The sequence below is a fragment of the Iodidimonas gelatinilytica genome (assembly GCF_008579125.1).
Lineage (GTDB): Bacteria > Pseudomonadota > Alphaproteobacteria > Sphingomonadales > Rhodothalassiaceae > Iodidimonas > Iodidimonas muriae.
Window position 1 is genome coordinate 17,891 of record NZ_BKCL01000003.1, and the last position, 15,622, is coordinate 33,512.

20 protein-coding genes and 2 pseudogenes are annotated in these 15,622 nt (G+C 55.2%); 2 read left to right on the plus strand and 20 right to left on the minus strand.

From position 1 onward, the window contains the following. Positions 1-181: 181 nt before the first annotated feature. From trmB to JCM17844_RS04875, 17 genes and pseudogenes are all read right to left on the minus strand, one after another. A complete protein-coding gene (gene trmB / locus JCM17844_RS04795) occupies positions 182-892 on the minus strand; it encodes a tRNA (guanine(46)-N(7))-methyltransferase TrmB (protein ID WP_150000168.1) in 711 nt (236 codons plus the stop codon). 28 nt (positions 893-920) lie between these two features. Then, positions 921-2,099, minus strand: coding sequence for a methionine adenosyltransferase (metK, locus tag JCM17844_RS04800; protein ID WP_149999918.1), 1,179 nt, complete (start codon positions 2,097-2,099; stop codon positions 921-923). Between the two features lie 213 nt (positions 2,100-2,312). After that, a complete protein-coding gene (locus JCM17844_RS04805) occupies positions 2,313-2,717 on the minus strand; it encodes a helix-turn-helix domain-containing protein (protein WP_210431389.1) in 405 nt (134 codons plus the stop codon). 176 nt (positions 2,718-2,893) lie between these two features. Next, on the minus strand, positions 2,894-3,127 hold the full coding sequence (locus JCM17844_RS04810; RefSeq protein WP_210431390.1) for a hypothetical protein: 234 nt from the start codon (positions 3,125-3,127) through the stop codon (positions 2,894-2,896). 13 nt (positions 3,128-3,140) lie between these two features. Beyond that, positions 3,141-4,499 carry an apolipoprotein N-acyltransferase gene (lnt, locus tag JCM17844_RS04815; protein ID WP_149999920.1) on the minus strand — a complete coding sequence of 453 codons (1,359 nt, stop codon included), beginning with the start codon at positions 4,497-4,499 and terminating at the stop codon, positions 3,141-3,143. Continuing rightward, on the minus strand, positions 4,492-5,364 hold the full coding sequence (locus JCM17844_RS04820; RefSeq protein ID WP_149999921.1) for a hemolysin family protein: 873 nt from the start codon (positions 5,362-5,364) through the stop codon (positions 4,492-4,494). The genes lnt and JCM17844_RS04820 overlap by 8 nt, the downstream gene beginning before the upstream one ends. Further along, positions 5,361-5,978: an rRNA maturation RNase YbeY gene (ybeY, locus tag JCM17844_RS04825; RefSeq protein ID WP_210431391.1), complete on the minus strand. Its 618-nt coding sequence runs from the start codon at positions 5,976-5,978 to the stop codon at positions 5,361-5,363. The genes JCM17844_RS04820 and ybeY overlap by 4 nt, the downstream gene beginning before the upstream one ends. Before the next feature lie 8 nt (positions 5,979-5,986). Then, positions 5,987-7,032 (minus strand): annotated as a pseudogene (locus JCM17844_RS14460) (PhoH family protein). 40 nt (positions 7,033-7,072) lie between these two features. Then, positions 7,073-8,545, minus strand: coding sequence for a tRNA (N6-isopentenyl adenosine(37)-C2)-methylthiotransferase MiaB (miaB, locus tag JCM17844_RS04835; protein WP_149999922.1), 1,473 nt, complete (start codon positions 8,543-8,545; stop codon positions 7,073-7,075). Between the two features lie 85 nt (positions 8,546-8,630). Next, the gene (locus JCM17844_RS04840) at positions 8,631-8,810 is read right to left on the minus strand and encodes a hypothetical protein (RefSeq protein WP_149999923.1); all 180 of its coding nucleotides are present in this window, start codon (positions 8,808-8,810) and stop codon (positions 8,631-8,633) included. A gap of 17 nt (positions 8,811-8,827) precedes the next feature. Beyond that, complete coding sequence (locus tag JCM17844_RS04845; RefSeq protein WP_149999924.1) at positions 8,828-9,436, minus strand: lysophospholipid acyltransferase family protein; 609 nt, start codon at positions 9,434-9,436, stop codon at positions 8,828-8,830. A 71-nt stretch (positions 9,437-9,507) separates the two neighbouring features. Continuing rightward, the gene (locus tag JCM17844_RS04850) at positions 9,508-9,942 is read right to left on the minus strand and encodes a Fur family transcriptional regulator (RefSeq protein ID WP_149999925.1); all 435 of its coding nucleotides are present in this window, start codon (positions 9,940-9,942) and stop codon (positions 9,508-9,510) included. 130 nt (positions 9,943-10,072) lie between these two features. After that, on the minus strand, positions 10,073-10,498 hold the full coding sequence (locus JCM17844_RS04855; RefSeq protein WP_149999926.1) for a Ros/MucR family transcriptional regulator: 426 nt from the start codon (positions 10,496-10,498) through the stop codon (positions 10,073-10,075). 95 nt (positions 10,499-10,593) lie between these two features. Continuing rightward, complete coding sequence (locus JCM17844_RS04860; RefSeq protein ID WP_149999927.1) at positions 10,594-10,911, minus strand: GNAT family N-acetyltransferase; 318 nt, start codon at positions 10,909-10,911, stop codon at positions 10,594-10,596. Beyond that, entirely contained in the window at positions 10,869-11,102 is a 234-nt protein-coding gene (locus tag JCM17844_RS04865; RefSeq protein ID WP_149999928.1) for a hypothetical protein, read from the minus strand. The genes JCM17844_RS04860 and JCM17844_RS04865 overlap by 43 nt, the downstream gene beginning before the upstream one ends. Next, the gene (gene tsaB, locus JCM17844_RS04870) at positions 11,099-11,827 is read right to left on the minus strand and encodes a tRNA (adenosine(37)-N6)-threonylcarbamoyltransferase complex dimerization subunit type 1 TsaB (RefSeq protein ID WP_149999929.1); all 729 of its coding nucleotides are present in this window, start codon (positions 11,825-11,827) and stop codon (positions 11,099-11,101) included. The genes JCM17844_RS04865 and tsaB overlap by 4 nt, the downstream gene beginning before the upstream one ends. After that, positions 11,828-12,421: a malonic semialdehyde reductase gene (locus JCM17844_RS04875; protein WP_149999930.1), complete on the minus strand. Its 594-nt coding sequence runs from the start codon at positions 12,419-12,421 to the stop codon at positions 11,828-11,830. Positions 12,422-12,721: 300 nt separating this feature from the next. Here JCM17844_RS04875 and JCM17844_RS17150 point away from each other — a divergent pair. Beyond that, a pseudogene (locus JCM17844_RS17150) lies at positions 12,722-13,186 on the plus strand (polysaccharide deacetylase family protein); the annotation flags it as partial. Positions 13,187-13,494: 308 nt separating this feature from the next. Beyond that, on the plus strand, positions 13,495-13,617 hold the full coding sequence (locus JCM17844_RS16420) for a hypothetical protein (protein WP_268885068.1): 123 nt from the start codon (positions 13,495-13,497) through the stop codon (positions 13,615-13,617). 13 nt (positions 13,618-13,630) lie between these two features. Here JCM17844_RS16420 and JCM17844_RS04885 read toward each other — a convergent pair whose 3' ends face one another. From JCM17844_RS04885 to JCM17844_RS04895, 3 genes are all read right to left on the minus strand, one after another. Then, complete coding sequence (locus JCM17844_RS04885) at positions 13,631-14,200, minus strand: NifU family protein (protein WP_149999931.1); 570 nt, start codon at positions 14,198-14,200, stop codon at positions 13,631-13,633. A 162-nt stretch (positions 14,201-14,362) separates the two neighbouring features. Further along, positions 14,363-14,872 (minus strand): universal stress protein, encoded by a 510-nt coding sequence (locus tag JCM17844_RS04890; RefSeq protein WP_149999932.1) that lies wholly within the window; start codon positions 14,870-14,872, stop codon positions 14,363-14,365. Positions 14,873-14,954: 82 nt separating this feature from the next. Continuing rightward, complete coding sequence (locus JCM17844_RS04895) at positions 14,955-15,611, minus strand: DUF4136 domain-containing protein (protein WP_149999933.1); 657 nt, start codon at positions 15,609-15,611, stop codon at positions 14,955-14,957. Between the last annotated feature and the right edge of the window lie 11 nt (positions 15,612-15,622).

Sequence of the window (15,622 nt, forward strand, 5' to 3'; positions counted from 1 at the left end):
GCTCGCTGTCTTTCTGGTGAAAACCCGTTACATAAACAAAAAAAGTGGGCCGCGGCCCACTCCTCAACATCGATCCCGTATGTCTGGGAGAGCAGGACTATATATACACAGTGCATGGCAACACACAAGCCCGGAAGCTATGTCTATCGCCGCCCCCCTTTTACCACAAATCACGCCCAATTCAGAGCCTGCGATAACGAAAATAACAATCCCAGCGGCCTTCACGGTCTGCCTTCAAGGCATAGCGGGTAAAAAGCCAGTCATCCGGTGCCGTTCGCCAATCCTTCGGGCTTTCCGCCAGCCAGTCAAAATCGGACCGCTGGCTCATGCGCATGGCCGTCCATTGGCGATATACCGGATCATCGGTAACTATGCGCAATTCTCCGCCCCGCCGAAGAATACGGGCCAAAGCATCCAGATTATGGGGATTGACGAATCGGCGCTTTGCATGGCGGCGCTTATGCCAAGGATCGGGATGTAACAAATACACCATGTCCAAAGATCCATCGGGCAAGGCATCGATCAAATCGCGGGCATCATCATCATAGACCCGCACATTGCCCAGACCTTCCCGCGCCACCGTATCAAGAAAACCCACCAGCCCGTTGATATAAGGCTCGCACCCAAAAAAACCGGTATCGGGCTGACGGATCGCCTGATGCGCCAGATGCTCCCCCTTGCCAAAGCCGATCTCGAGGGCGAAGCGAGAGAATTGGGGACCAAACAGCGCTTTCGGGTCCAGTGCTCCGGGGCGCTTTTCCGGCTTGGAAAGGCCAATCTTTGGATAAAGATCGTCGATCAACCCCTGCTGCCGGGGGCTAAGGCCGGGGCCTTTGCGCCGCCCGAAGAACTGTCGTTCATTCAGGCGCGCGCGCTTTTCATCGGAAATCATTGGTCGCAAGCCGCACCCTTATTGCCTGTTACGCGCCAAAGGCACCCTTGAGCGCATCCACCAGATCGGTCTTTTCCCAAGAAAAGCCGCCATCTTCGGTGGGGGCACGGCCAAAATGACCATAAGCGGCGGTGCGCTTGTAAATTGGGCGGCTCAGCTGCAAATGCTCACGGATGCCGCGCGGCGACAGGCTCACCAATTCCCGCAGGATTTTTGAGACTTGATCTTCCGCCACTTCGCCAGTGCCATGAAAGTCTGTATAAACGGCAAGTGGATAAGACACCCCGATGGCATAAGCCAACTGAATGGTGCATTTCTCTGCCAGCCCTGCGGCCACCACATTCTTGGCCAGATAACGGGCCGCATAAGCCGCCGAGCGATCCACCTTCGAAGGGTCCTTGCCCGAAAAGGCTCCGCCACCATGGGGGGCCGCGCCGCCATAGGTATCGACAATGATCTTGCGGCCGGTCAGACCCGCATCCCCGTCGGGGCCGCCAATCACAAATTTCCCAGTCGGGTTTACGTAGAACGCATCATCAGGACACATCCAGCCTTCGGGCAGAACACGCTCCACATAACCGCGCACCAGTTCACGCAAATCATCCTGACTGATATTTTCTTTGTGCTGGGTAGATACCACGATGGATTTTGTCGCCACCGGCCGGCCGTTTTCATAAGCCAATGTGACCTGACTTTTGGAATCCGGCTCCAGGGCCACCGCTTCACCGGAATGACGCGCCTGCGCCAATTCCTTCAGGATCTGATGGGCATATTGAATGGGAGCCGGCATCAAGGCTTCGGTTTCGCGGCAGGCATAGCCAAACATAATGCCCTGATCGCCCGCACCTTCATCCTTGTTGGATCCCGAAGCCGCATCCACGCCCATGGCAATATCGGCGGACTGTGGATGAATATAGCAATCGAACAAAGCGTTTTCCCAATGGAAACCCTCTTGCTCATAACCGATCTCACGCACGGCATCCCGCGCCACCGCTTCCAGCATATCGGTGGTAATATGGCTTGGGCCGCGCACTTCGCCCGCCAAAACGATGCGATTGGTGGTGACCAGCGTTTCTGCCGCAACACGCGCATTGGGGTCGGCGGAAAGATAAAGGTCCAGAACCGCATCGGAAATTCGGTCTGAAACTTTATCCGGGTGTCCTTCGGACACGGATTCGCTGGTAAACAGATAATTGCGAAGCGCCACGCTATCCTCCAATCCTCAACCCGATCCAAGAGTTGGACCCACAGGCTCTATACCGAAGGCGTCGCATCTCGACAAGCATAAAGAAATCTTTATGTGCTTATGTGCAGCAACAAATCCGTGCGCAAAAAGATCTTGAAACACAAAACCCCAACGCCCAAAGCGCCGGGGTAAAAGATCCAATCACTCTCGCCTTATGAAAAGAGCCGATGATGTTCAATCTTCATTTTGTGCAATGGATTTCACAAGTTCAAACATGCGCTTACGCACCTTTGGCTGCTCAATGCGGTAATAGGCCCGAACCAGTTCCAACGTTTCCCGTTTGGACAACTGATCCGCTTCAAAAGGTTCCGCAGGCGAATCCGACATACCCCGATTGGCAAACTCAACGCTTTCCGGCATGTCATCGAAAAAGAAGGACACGGGGACGTCAAGAATCTGTGAAAGCTTGAACAACCGGCTGGACCCAATACGATTGGCCCCCCGTTCATATTTCTGGATTTGCTGAAATGTCAGCCCCAGTGCATCGCCCAACTTTTCCTGGCTCATACCAAGCAAGGTTCGGCGCAAACGCACGCGCGAGCCAACATGTACATCAATCGGATCAGGATTTGCTGCCACCAAATTAGTCCTTATTCGTATTATTAAGCGTGAGCGTTAAAGGCAAATTGCGCCATAAAAACAATCATAATGGTAGAATACAACCACTATATCGTAAAGCCACATCGAACACACAACGCCCGCTTATCTTTAACGCGCCGACCAAACTGTGGTCAAGGCGCAATAAACAGGCATTTTCAAACCGCATCACCCGCATTACGTGTTTTTCGCCGCCTAATAATAAGGGCCGCTCCAATTCCGACAAAGACCGCCAGCAAACTATCGCCGATCCGGGCATAAAGGGGCGGACGGGGAAGCGCCACCGGCACCCCGCTATCAACAACCCCCCGACTGCCCAACGCAATTTGCGTCACAACCCGCCCCACAGAATCGACAACAGCACTGATCCCCGTCCCCGCAGAACGGATCAAGGGAATCCCTTCCTCAACGGCCCGCATCCGGCTTTGCGCAAAATGTTGATAGTCCAATACTCAACCCGAACCAGGCATCATTGGTCAGATTGACCAACATCTCGGGCCGCTCCATAGGCGCTACAACGGCACCGGGAAAGATGGCCTCGTAGCACACCAGCGGGCTGAAGCTCGGCAATCCCGCAAATTGCAGCGTGGAGGGGCCGCTTCCCGACCCCAGATCATATAATCCGCCGGCCAGTTTCTCGAGTCCAAGCGCGGAAAGCACCGAACGGGCTGGTAAATATTCCCCAAAAGGCACCAAATGATGTTTGTCATATTGGCCAAGAGTTTGCCCAAAGGAATCAAAGGCCATCACGCTGTTCATGGCTTTTGGGCGCCCATCGAGCCCTGTTTCCGCACGCAAAAGGCCGGTAATCAGCACCCCATCAGGCGGCAACATTCGGGAAATAATCGCCCGCCCGCCGGGCTTTTGATCGAAAAACGGGTCGGTGATCGCCGTTTCCGGCCATAAAACAATGAGCCGGCCATCAGGATCTGGCAGGCTGTCGCTTAAATATAGATGATCGGAAAAATGATCGCGACGAAGCGATCTGTCCCATTTCAATTTCTGCGGAATATTCGCCTGCACCAGCCGAACGGTCACATCAGGCACCCGCACAAGGGGGGTCTGATTCATCCGCATCAGGCCATAACTTCCCCAAATCATTAGCCCTAAAACCGCGCAAGCCGGCCATATCCATCCCCGCGCGCCACCGCCCCCATAGGCGGGATGAAGCGCCAAAGGACTGATGGCGATCAACAAAGTGAAAAAGCCAAGACCGTATGTTCCCACCAGTGACAAAGGCTGCATCATTGGCGTCCAGACAGCCCAGATCGCCGCCACCGGGTTCCACGGAAAGCCGGTGAACAGATGCCCGCGCAGCCATTCCGCCACCGCCCATGCCAAAGCAAACACCATCATAGCCGTAAGGCCCGGCACACTCACACGGCGCGTAAAAGCCGCCACCAAGGCCGGATAAAGCCCCATAGCCAAAGCCAATAACAACACCGCTGGCGGCCCCATGGCATCGGGAACAGAGGGTTGATTGGCAAAACTTTGAACGATCCAGCGCAGCCCCAATGAAAAAAAGCCGAAGCCAAAAGCCCAGCCATCCCAAAAGGCCGCCCCGGGACCGGCGGTGCGCATGAACATCCACACAAAAACCGGCATGGTGACCAACAGAACCGGCAAATAGAATGTGGGCGCAAAAGCAAAGCTGGAGATCGCCCCCAAAGAAAACAGCAGCGCCCAGCGCAGGGGACGGCGCTGCAGCCAAGCCAGCCCGCGCCGGTATCGGTCGGGTTGCAATTCTACGAGATTTTCAGGCATTGCGAAGAGCAGCCGGCTTGGGAGTGAAAATTCTCAACCGCAATATGCGTCTTGGTTCTGCGTCCACCACCTCAAAGCGCACACCGGACTCGTGCTTGATGCGCTCGCCGATCTGCGGCACCCGTCCGGCAAGGGAAAACACAAGCCCGCCCACAGTATCCACATCCTCCCACCGTTCATCGGTCAAATCAATATCGATGGTTTCTTCCAGATCTTCCAAGGAAAGGCGGGCATCAGCATCGAATTTCCCTTCCCCCAAAGACCGGATCAGAACGGGCTCTTCGGTATCATGTTCATCTTCGATATCGCCAACGATTTGCTCCACCAGGTCTTCAATGGTGACAAGCCCGTCGGTGCCGCCATATTCATCGACGATAATGGCCATATGAATGCGGTTCGCCCGCATTTTGGTCAAAAGATCCATGGCTCGCATAGACGGTGCCACAAACAAGACCGGACGCTGAATATCCGCGACCCGCGATTGGCCCGGCCCTTCATCCGCACCATTGCCATGCAGCAAGGTCAGCGCATCTTTCACATGCACCATGCCCACCACTTCATCCAAGGAGCCGCGAAAAAGCGGTAGCCGCGAATGGGCTGCCTGGGCAAAAACTTTCAGGATTGCATCAAAGGATTCTTCAATATCCACCGCGACCACATCCACCCGGGGCACCATGATGTCACAGATGCGCAGGTCGCCATTCTTCAAGATATTAAACAGCATCTTGATTTCATCGGGGCCAAGCGACAAGGTCCCCAATTCATCCCGATGTCTTTCGATGATCCCCTCAAAGGCTTCCCGCAGGCCCGTTTCATTCCCCCGCGACAAGCCCAACTTACGGGCGATGGTGCGCCAAGCGCTCATGGGGTTCGTCCCTTTATTGCCGCACTATTTTTCTGATCCCTATGGTCTTGATAGGGATCGCTGATGCCAAATCCGCCAAGAATACGCCGCTCCAGCGCTTCCATTTCTTCGGCTTCATCCTCGTTCATATGATCATAGCCAAGGCAATGCAGCACCCCGTGCACCACAAGATGGCTCACATGATCGGCAAGTGTTTTCCCTTGCGCCTGCGCCTCGCGCTCGACCACGCCAGACGCCAGAATAAGATCGCCCAACCCCACGGGCATCTCTGCCGGAAGCGTTTGCAAGGTCGGCTCCAGTTCATCCCCTTCAAAAGCAGGGAAAGACAAAACATTGGTAGAGCCGGCCTTGCCGCGAAACGCCATATTCAGCGCCGCCACCCGCGCATCATCGGCCAGTTCCACCGACAATTCGGTAGAGCGCATCAACAAGCCGGCCACACCAACATCACTGTGCAACATGGCCGCCTTGGCCATCGCCACAACAAGGGGTTCGCTTTCGGGGATCAAAGACAGCCATGTGCTGTCCGATATATGGATCTGGATATCGAAAGGATCATCATCTGTGGCAACGGCCAAACCGTCACCGAAGGGACTTATGGGGTCTTCTGGCATCTCAATTTTCACAGTTCGGCTTCAGGAGAAGAGGTGCCCATTTTATCATAGGCCGCAACGATACGAGCCACCAAAGGATGGCGCACCACATCTTTATCGGTAAATCGGATCACCTCGATCCCTGACACGCCAGACAAGGTTCCAAGAGCGTCCGCAAGGCCGCTTTTGCTGGTCGGGGGCAAGTCCACCTGGCTGGGATCACCGCAAATGGTCATCCACGAATTTTCCCCAAATCGTGTCAGAAACATCTTCATCTGCATGGGCGTGGTGTTTTGCGCTTCATCCAGAATCACATAGGCATTTGAAAGTGTCCGTCCGCGCATATAAGCAAGGGGAGCCACTTCAATCTGGCCAGACAACAGCCGTTTTTCAACCTGATCGGCGGGCATCATGTCATAAAGCGCATCATAAAGGGGCCGCAGATAGGGATCGACCTTTTCCTTCAGATCACCGGGCAAGAAACCCAGATTTTCTCCAGCTTCCACCGCAGGGCGCGATAAAATGATACGGTCCACCTCGCCAGCCAGCATCCGGCTACCGCCATGGCCACCGCCAGATAGGTTTTCCCCGTTCCCGCAGGGCCAATACCGAAGGTCAGCAACGACGATTGCATGGCCGAAATATAGCGGGTTTGCATGGGAGAGCGCGGCTGGATAACCCGATTGCGCGTTACAATCCGCACAGAGGCATGATCGCCCGCCATTGCAGCCGCACCAGAGGAGCCCGCTGGTTTAGCGGCTTCCTTTTTAGGCAATCCGGGAGGGGTGCCCATCATACGCAAGGTTCCATCCACATCTCCCTGATCAAGGCTTTCGCCCTGTTCCAAACGCGCATAAAGCGACATCAGTACCCGGCGCGCCACGTCGCACGCATCCATCGGCCCATCAATTGAAAGCTGGTTCCCGCGATTAACGATGGTCACACCCAGCGTCTGTTCGATTCTGGCCAGATTGCGGTCATGCGCCCCGTAAAGAGATGCAAGCAGCCGGTTATTCTCGAAATCGAGAAATGGTTTGGGTGTCGCGTTTTGCGGTGGCTGAGCCAGATCGTTCAAGCGCTGTTTGATCCCGTAATCGCTGCCAAGGACGGCAAATCTAAAAAGATGTGCCGGTTAATACAGGCCGACCGCGCAGGCTGTTCGGCCCTGCAGAAACAATTTCAACGTCCAGTAACCGGCCCATATGACGAGTGTATGGCTGCGTCGCCGATTCGTCCAGAGTCTCTGCACCGGAAAGCGACGCAAAATCCACATGAACCGCCTGATTATAGGGGCTGCGACCCAATAATTGCGCCGAAGACTTCCCTTCCCGTTCCATCAGAACCCGCATGGTGTGGCCCACGACGCTTTGATTGAAGGCATATTGCTGTTCATTCAACAAAGCCTGCAAGGCAGCCAGACGCTCGGTTTTCACCGCTTCATCCACCTGTTCCTCGATCACGCTGGCCGGTGTGCCGGGGCGCGGGCTATATTTGAAACTATAAGCCTGCGCATATTTAACGGACCGTACCAGCTCCAGCGTCTGTTCAAAATCCGCATCCGTTTCGCCGGGGAAGCCCACGATAAAATCCCCCGACAAGGCAATATCGGGCCTTTTGGTGCGCAAACGATCAATGATGCGGTGATAGTCCTCGGCCGTATGGCGACGATTCATGGCCTTCAGAATACGATCCGACCCGGATTGCACCGGCAAATGCAGATAGGGCATCAAGGTGTCCAGCGCCCCATGGGCTTCGAACAGATCATCGCTCATATCGCGTGGATGGCTGGTGGTATAACGCAAGCGTTCCAGCCCTTCGATCTCGCTCAGGCGATAAAGCAGCCCTGCCAAGGATTGCGTGCCGCCTGCCTGTGCCGCGCCGTGATAGGCATTTACATTCTGGCCCAGCAAGGTGATTTCCCGCACACCGCCATCCACAAGCCGCTGCGCTTCTTGCACAATATCGGCTTCAGGGCGCGACACCTCCGACCCACGGGTATAAGGCACCACACAAAATGTGCAGAATTTGTCGCAGCCTTCCTGAACGGTCAAAAAGGCTGTGGCTCCCTTATGTCCGGTCTTGCCCGGCAAATGATCGAACTTATCTTCGGCAGGAAAATCCGTATCCAGCACCCGCACCGTTTGGCCGCGCGCCTGTTGCGCATCCGCCCGATCGATCATATCGGGCAGCCGGTGATAGGTCTGCGGCCCGAAGACCATATCCACCGCAGGGGCGCGGCGCACGATTTCCGCACCTTCGGCCTGGGCCACACAGCCTGCCACGGCGATATACATGCTTTTGCCGTCTTTGGCGCGGCTATCTTTCAGCTGACGCAAACGGCCCACTTCCGAAAACACCTTCTCGGCGGCCTTTTCACGAATATGGCAGGTATTGAGAATCACCAGATCTGCAGTATCCGGGCTATCCACCGGCGTGAAATCCCGCCCCGCCAAGGCATCGGCCATACGCTGGCTGTCATAGACATTCATCTGGCAGCCATAGGTTTTGACGAAAACCGTCCGCTTGGCGGTGCTGGAGACAGCGGGGCTGTCCGCGCTGTCGGCTCTTTTATCAATGTGCTTACTCATATGCGCGCCTATGGCCGAAAAACACCCTGAAATGCAAGCAAAACCGCGTTTAACCGCAAAGAACATCCCAAGCAGGCCAACGCCGTCACTCTGCAATCCGTCCCATATTTGCCGCCGCCAGACCCTCGGAAACACACGCATGGCATTGCACCGCAAGCGTTTTACGGTCGATGCCCTGTGTCACCTCGATGGGGTCATGGTACTGGATCACCGCCTTGATCCGGCCCAGCCGCAATATTTGCCAAATATGGCTGGTCAGTTCCATATCCCCATACCAGCCAATCAGCGGTCTTTGCGCCCGTGATATCGGAATCCCGTTGATATGGGTATAGGCAATGGTGAAGGCTGGATTTTCAGGCCGTCCATTCCCTGCGCCACGGAAAAAAGTGACGATTTAAAAGGCTTCACCATGGTCCCGTCGGTCGAGGTTCCTTCGGCAAACAAGATCAGGCTATCCCCCTCGGCCAGACGGGCACTGATCTCGTTGCGTTGATGGATGCTGGAACGGGGCCGACCGCGATCCACGAACACCGAACGATAAAGACGCGCCATCAGGCTGATTCCACCCCAGCCCGCCACTTCTTTCTTGGCAATGAAGGCCGCCTTCACATGACCGCCGATAATGGGAATATCCAGCCAGGAAATATGGTTGGAAACAAACAGCACCGGACCATCGGCCTGTTGCCCGCGTATCTCGGTTTCCACACCCACCAGCCGGGTGATGAAACGCGATAAACCCATGGGAAAGCCCAACCAGTGCCGGGGCATGAAACGCAGCACGAAAAGCTGGAACGGCACCACAAGCGCACAGCTTAAGACGATCAGGCCCAAAGCGCTGGCCGCCCCCAAATGGAATCCCAATGTGCCGCGCAATTCACGCAGGCTCCTCACCTCCGAAGGCGGCGCATCCGATGCCTCCAGACTTGACGGAGCGCGGTGGGGCGGGGAGGAGGACAGCGGACTTACTCTGGCTTGTTTTTACGGGACAAGGGAACGCCGTACAGTTCCATCCGATGATCCACCAGCCTGAACCCCAGCTTACGGGCCACATCCTTTTGCAGGCGTTCAATTTCTTCATTGTGGAATTCAACCACCGTGCCGGTATCCAGATCAATCAGATGATCGTGATGTTCATCACTTACCGGCTCATAGCGCGACCGGCCATCACGAAAATCATGACGCTCCAGAATGCCTGCCTCTTCAAACAAGCGCACCGTCCGATAAACCGTGGCGATGGAAATGCGATCATCCACATGGGTGGCGCGCCGATACACCTCCTCCACATCAGGATGATCGGTGGCATCGCTTAAAACACGGGCAATCACACGCCGTTGGTCGGTCATGCGCATCCCTTTATCGATGCACATCTGCTCGATATCGAGCGGCTGATCGTCCATTGTTCTCTCCGCAGTTTTATGAACAGCGCACACTATACCGCATTCGCAGCATTGCTCCAGCCAATCAAAAAGAGCCAGAGCAACTTTCCTTGTCCAGGCATATCCACCGCATCAAAAGGCGGTATCGCGCCTAGCTTTTGCGGCGGCGGGTTCCCAAACCAATTTTCTTGGCCAGCTCTTGGCGTTGCTTGGCATAATTGGGCGCAACCATCGGATAATCTGCTGGCAAACCCCAGCGCTCGCGATAGTCTTCGGGGGTCATATCATAGCGGGTCTTGAGATACCGTTTGAGCATTTTCAGCTTTTTGCCGTCTTCAAGACAGATCACGAAATCCGGGGTTACCGATTTCTTGATGGGAACGGCGGGTTCTGGCCGTTCTGCCTCAACAACAGCATCTTCCGACCCGATTGCCCGCAAGGCACCATAGACATCTGCGATCAATTTAGGCAGTTCGGATACGGGCACAGAATTGTTGGAAAGATGAGAAACGACAATATCTGTCGTCAAAGCAAGCAATTCATCATTTTGCAAAATGCTATCTCCTGAAGCTGCCATTCAAGTCCATCCCTGTTTCAGGGGGACCAAAAGTCAAAATTGATAGTAATCTGTGCTTGATATACATCAACTCATGTATACTTCAAGAGATCAATTCAACGATGATGTTTATTTTTATTTCTATTTTTAAACTCATCAGGAGCACAGGCCATGGTCACCGCATCTCTAAATCCACCATCGGCCAATTGATAATAACGAGGCCGCCGCCCGATCTGCTTAAAGCCATGATCTTTATAAAAAGCGCAGGCGGCTTCATTATCTTCACGCACCTCTAAAAACAATTGTCGGGCGGCCCGGCTTTTACACAAACCCAAAAGATGCGCCAACAAAGACCGCGCCACGCCGGTCCGGCGGGCCTGCACCAAAACACCTAAAGACAACAGTTCACATTCATCGGCGGCAAAGCGCACCATGCATAGCCCAAAGGCTCATCCAGCCGGCAGGCCACCAAACCCAACACACCGGGCATCCGCAGCACCTCGGACAGTTCGCTTCCTCCCCAGCGTTCACCCGTATCGGGAGGGAAACTGCCATGATGCAAGGCGGTCAGCACGTCTGCCCCTTCGATCCCGATTTGATGCAAAGACAAAGGTTCCGCGGTCATGATGGGTCCAGCCGTGTCAAACCGGGGCGGGTGGACTGCTTGGCATCGGGGGGGCGCAGATAAAAAGGAGAGGGCAGTGCATCATGTTCCCGGCGCCCTGTCTGTACGGTCACTGTCTGTGCCGTCACTGTTTGTGCGACCAGATGCACCAAAGCCGCCGCCAATCCTTCGGGGGCCACCATCATCCGGGCATGGGGTATCCGCATGGCCAATTTTTCTGCCCCGCTGCCAATGATCCCACCGCGCCAATCGGCATAAAGCGCCGCTATATCCTCAAGCTCCGATAAAGCCGGAGCGCTGATCGATTGTCCTTTTTCATCAAAACTTTGACAATAAAGCTGATCCCCGCGCGCCGCCAAAGCCACCAGAACCGGCTGATCCGTTGTCTCTTGCTCCACCAAAGTCCGGGCCGCAAAGGCCAGGGTTTCAAAGGTGGTGAACCCGATGGCGGGAACAGACAAAGCCAAAGCCAATCCCCGGGCCGCGGCAATGCCCACCCGCACACCGGCAAAGCTGCCCGGCCCTGTGGTAACGGCGATATGGCTGATATGGGTCATCTCAAGCCCTTGCTGCCGCACCAGATCATCGATCATCGGCAACAAAGCCTCCGCCTGCCCGCGCCGCATGGTTTTGGTCAATGAGTACGGCGCGCCGCCCTCTTTCAAAAGGGCGACGGAGCAACTTTGCGCACCCGTATCAAAAGCCAGATACACCGGGGTCATCATTCAGAGCACTTGGCAGGCATCATCAAAGGCCAGTCTGGGGCTGCGCGGGAAGAGCTCATCGGTAGAGCCATAGCCAATGGCGCAAAGGAAATTGGATTTGATCTGGCTATCGGGGAAAAATTCCGCATCCACGGCTTTATTGTCAAAGCCGCTCATCGGGCCGCAATCAAGACCAAGCGCCCGGGCCGCCAGCATCAGATAGGCCCCTTGCAAAGTAGAATTGCGAAAGGCTGTTTGATGGGCCACATCCGCATCATGGGCAAACCAGTCCCGTGCCTCGGGATTGTGGGGGAACAATTGCGGGATTTTATCGTAAAATTCCGCATCCCATGCCACAATGGCGACCACCGGCGCTGTCATGACCTTGATCGCATTGCTGCCCATCACAAGGGGTTTCAACCGCGTTTTCGCTGCTTCGCTTTGCAGGAAAACAAACCGCGCCGGAGAACAATTGGCGCTGGTCGGTCCCCACTTGAGCAAATCATATAAGGCCTGTAGCGTTTCACCGCTGACCGGCTTGTCCTGCCAACGATTATAGGAGCGGGCCTTTCGAAACAGGGTGTCAAGAGCGGTAGGATTCAACGGGCTGCTCATAAAGACCTCTTTGATCATGAGGATGGATTGAGGAATGGACCAGCAATGATGCCAGAACAGACACTGCAAACAAGGGTCCCCGCTTTTAACCGATCCTGCGCTTTGGTCAAATGGGCGCGGCCTTTTACCCTTGCTCTTTTGGGACTGGCCCCACTGCTTTTTGGTGCAGCAATCGCTCAGGCACAGGCACAGCCCGGCCCAACCATGCCGGAAAGTCTGGCGCAAAGCGATCAGCATGATGCGGTCATTCTGATCTATCACCGCTTTGGTGAGAACACCATTCCGTCAACCAATATTCGCATGGACCAATTCAAAGAGCAGCTTGAAAGCCTGAAAAACAATGGCCATCAGGTTTTGCCCTTATCCGAAATCCTTGCCGCTTTCAAAAGCGGCACGGCCTTACCGGAAAAGGCCGTCGCCATCACCATTGACGATGCCTATGCCTCGTTCAAAACACAGGGATGGCCCTTATTGAAAGACTATGGCTATCCCGCCACCTTGTTTGTTGCCACCGACCCTGTGGATCAAAAACTGCCCGGATATCTAAGCTGGGACGATCTGCGCAGCCTTCAAACGGAAGGGGTCACCATCGGCCATCATGGGGCCGCCCATCTGCATATGGTGGAGGAAGGGGTGAAGGCCGCCCGTGCCGATATAGACCGCGCCAGCACCCGCTTTCAGGCCGAACTGGGGACCATTCCTTCTTTGTTTGCATGGCCTTATGGGGAATATAGCCCTGCCCTTATCCGCATGGCCCAAAAGATGGGATTCGAGGCCGCCTTGGCGCAATATTCCGGCGTTGCCGCCATGTGGGACGACCCCTTCGCGCTGCCGCGTTTCCCTTTTAATGAACGCTATTCAACGCCAGAGCGTTTCCACCTGATTTCCAATGCGCGGGCCTTACCGGTGACCGATATGATCCCCAAAGGCCCTCTCTTGACAGATGGCGACACCAACCCGCCCGCTTATGGGTTCAGCCTGCCATATCCGGTCCCCGGTCTTTCGGCGCTGGCCTGCTATCCCAGCCACGCAAAGCAAGCCAGATCCAGCAGCTTGGCAGCCGCCGGATTGAAGTGCGCATCGACCGGCCCTTTCCCGCAGGCCGCAACCGGATCAATTGTACTCTGCCCGGCCCGGATCGCCGCTGGTATTGGCTGGGGAAATTCATCTATGTGCCCGGCAATCCGGTGGACTAGGCCATTCGGCAAATCAGGCGATGGGGCGCACTTCGGTAATTTCCGGGATATAATAGCGCAACAGATTCTCGATTCCCTGCTTCAAGGTCATGGTGGAACTGGGGCAGCCCGCACAAGCGCCTTGCATATGCAGATACACCACGCCTTCCTGAAATCCGTGGAAGGTGATGTCACCCCCATCCCGGGCAACGGCGGGGCGTACTTTTTCATCCAGAAGCACTTTGATCTGATCGACAATCTCCGCATCTGCGGGGTCGCCTTCCATTTCCGAAGGCCCTGCCGCCATCACCTGCGCCCCCTCCAACAAGGTTGGCGCACCAGAGGTGAAATGCTGCATCACCGCACCCAAAATTTCCGGCTTGATCTGCTCCCAGCCTTGAGAGTCCGATTTGGTCACGGTGATGAAATCGGCCCCCATGAACACCGCCTCGACGCCAGCAACACGGAAGATCGCGTCCGCCAATGGCGAAACTTTGGCCTGCTCGGCATCGGTAAAATCAGCGGTTCCGCTGTCCAGGACCGTGCGGCCGGGCAAAAATTTCAGGGTCGCCGGATTGGGCGTTTGTTCTGTCTGGATAAACATGGGGCACCTCTTCAAATTACTCCGCTTATGTGGAGACAAGCGCGGCACAGGTCAAGGAAATCAGATGAATTTCATCCGATTTTCTTTGTCCTTGACATATCAACAGAAAGGGGTTGGCGCTGCCGCATTTACAAATGCAGGGGGAAGCATCATCTGCGCGGCTTAAACCAACCGATCAATGGTTTCTGGCTCCAGCGTACCGGGGACGATCACAACGGGGCAGGGCAGATTGGCCGCCATAGGGCCAGAGAAATAATCTACCAACGGCCCCGGTTCACCACCCGCACTGGCCGCCAAAACGAGGGCGAACAGATCCTGACGTTCTTTGATGAATTTATGCAGCTCTTCTTTAGGCGGACCTTCACGCACAACAATTTCCGGCTTCACCCCGGAATAGGCATAAATGCGTGCCGCCACATCTTCCAGCATGGCTCGCGCCTGCGACAATCCCTCCTCTCGCATCCGGTCCGCCACCGCTTTCCAATGTTGAAAGTCACCGGGGGCCACCGAATGAAACAAGATGATACCGCCACCAACAATATGGCCCGCACGCCCCGAAGCAAAACGAATTGCCAGTTGCGCCTCTTCGCTTTCATCCACCACAACCACGAAATTGCGGGGATGATCCGAGATCGGGCCTAAAGAATGATGGTCAGCAATATCCATTGTCATGGTGCGATGGTGGCAAGCCGCACGGGCTTGCGCAAGTCAAGAAACGCCGCGACAGGAAAAAATTATCACTCGCCCATCACACTCAATAACCGGTTGAAGACGATTTCGAGCCTTTGGGCAATTTGAGTTCAACCGTTTGGGTTTGGCCGCTTTGGCCGGGGAAGCCGGTAAACATGGCCTGTACCAGATAGGGCATCACCGACGGCACATCATTATTGCTGATGGTGGTATCTGCGCGGCCTTCAAAGACCACTTCATCATTTGAACGAACCATGGCAACGGTCATGCGCACCGAATGTACGGTAACGGAATAGACCTGATTGCCACCATAGCCGTATCCGCCATAGCCACCATAATATCCGCCATAGTAGGACGAACGGAACCCATAGGGATGGAAGAAACCACGCCCGTAATAAGGATAACCGCCATAATAATTGGGGCGCGAAAAGACCTTTTCACGGCCCTCTGACACCAGCCAGTCAAATTCAACGGTGATATCCGCATCCCCTTCTGTGGGGCGGTAGCCGGCATCGATCAATTGCGCCCGCACCAAACCGGCATATTGTTCGAATTCAAGGCTGCCTTGCTTATCAGGGTCAATAGCAACGATTTTCACCGTTTGCTGTTGCGGGGCAGAAAGCCGGTGAAACCGGGCCACATCGGCTTCAAAAGTTCGCGCACAGCCCGCAAGCACAAAAGCGGATAGCAACAAGATAGCCGTGATCAATCGATATGGCATGGCAGTTCCGT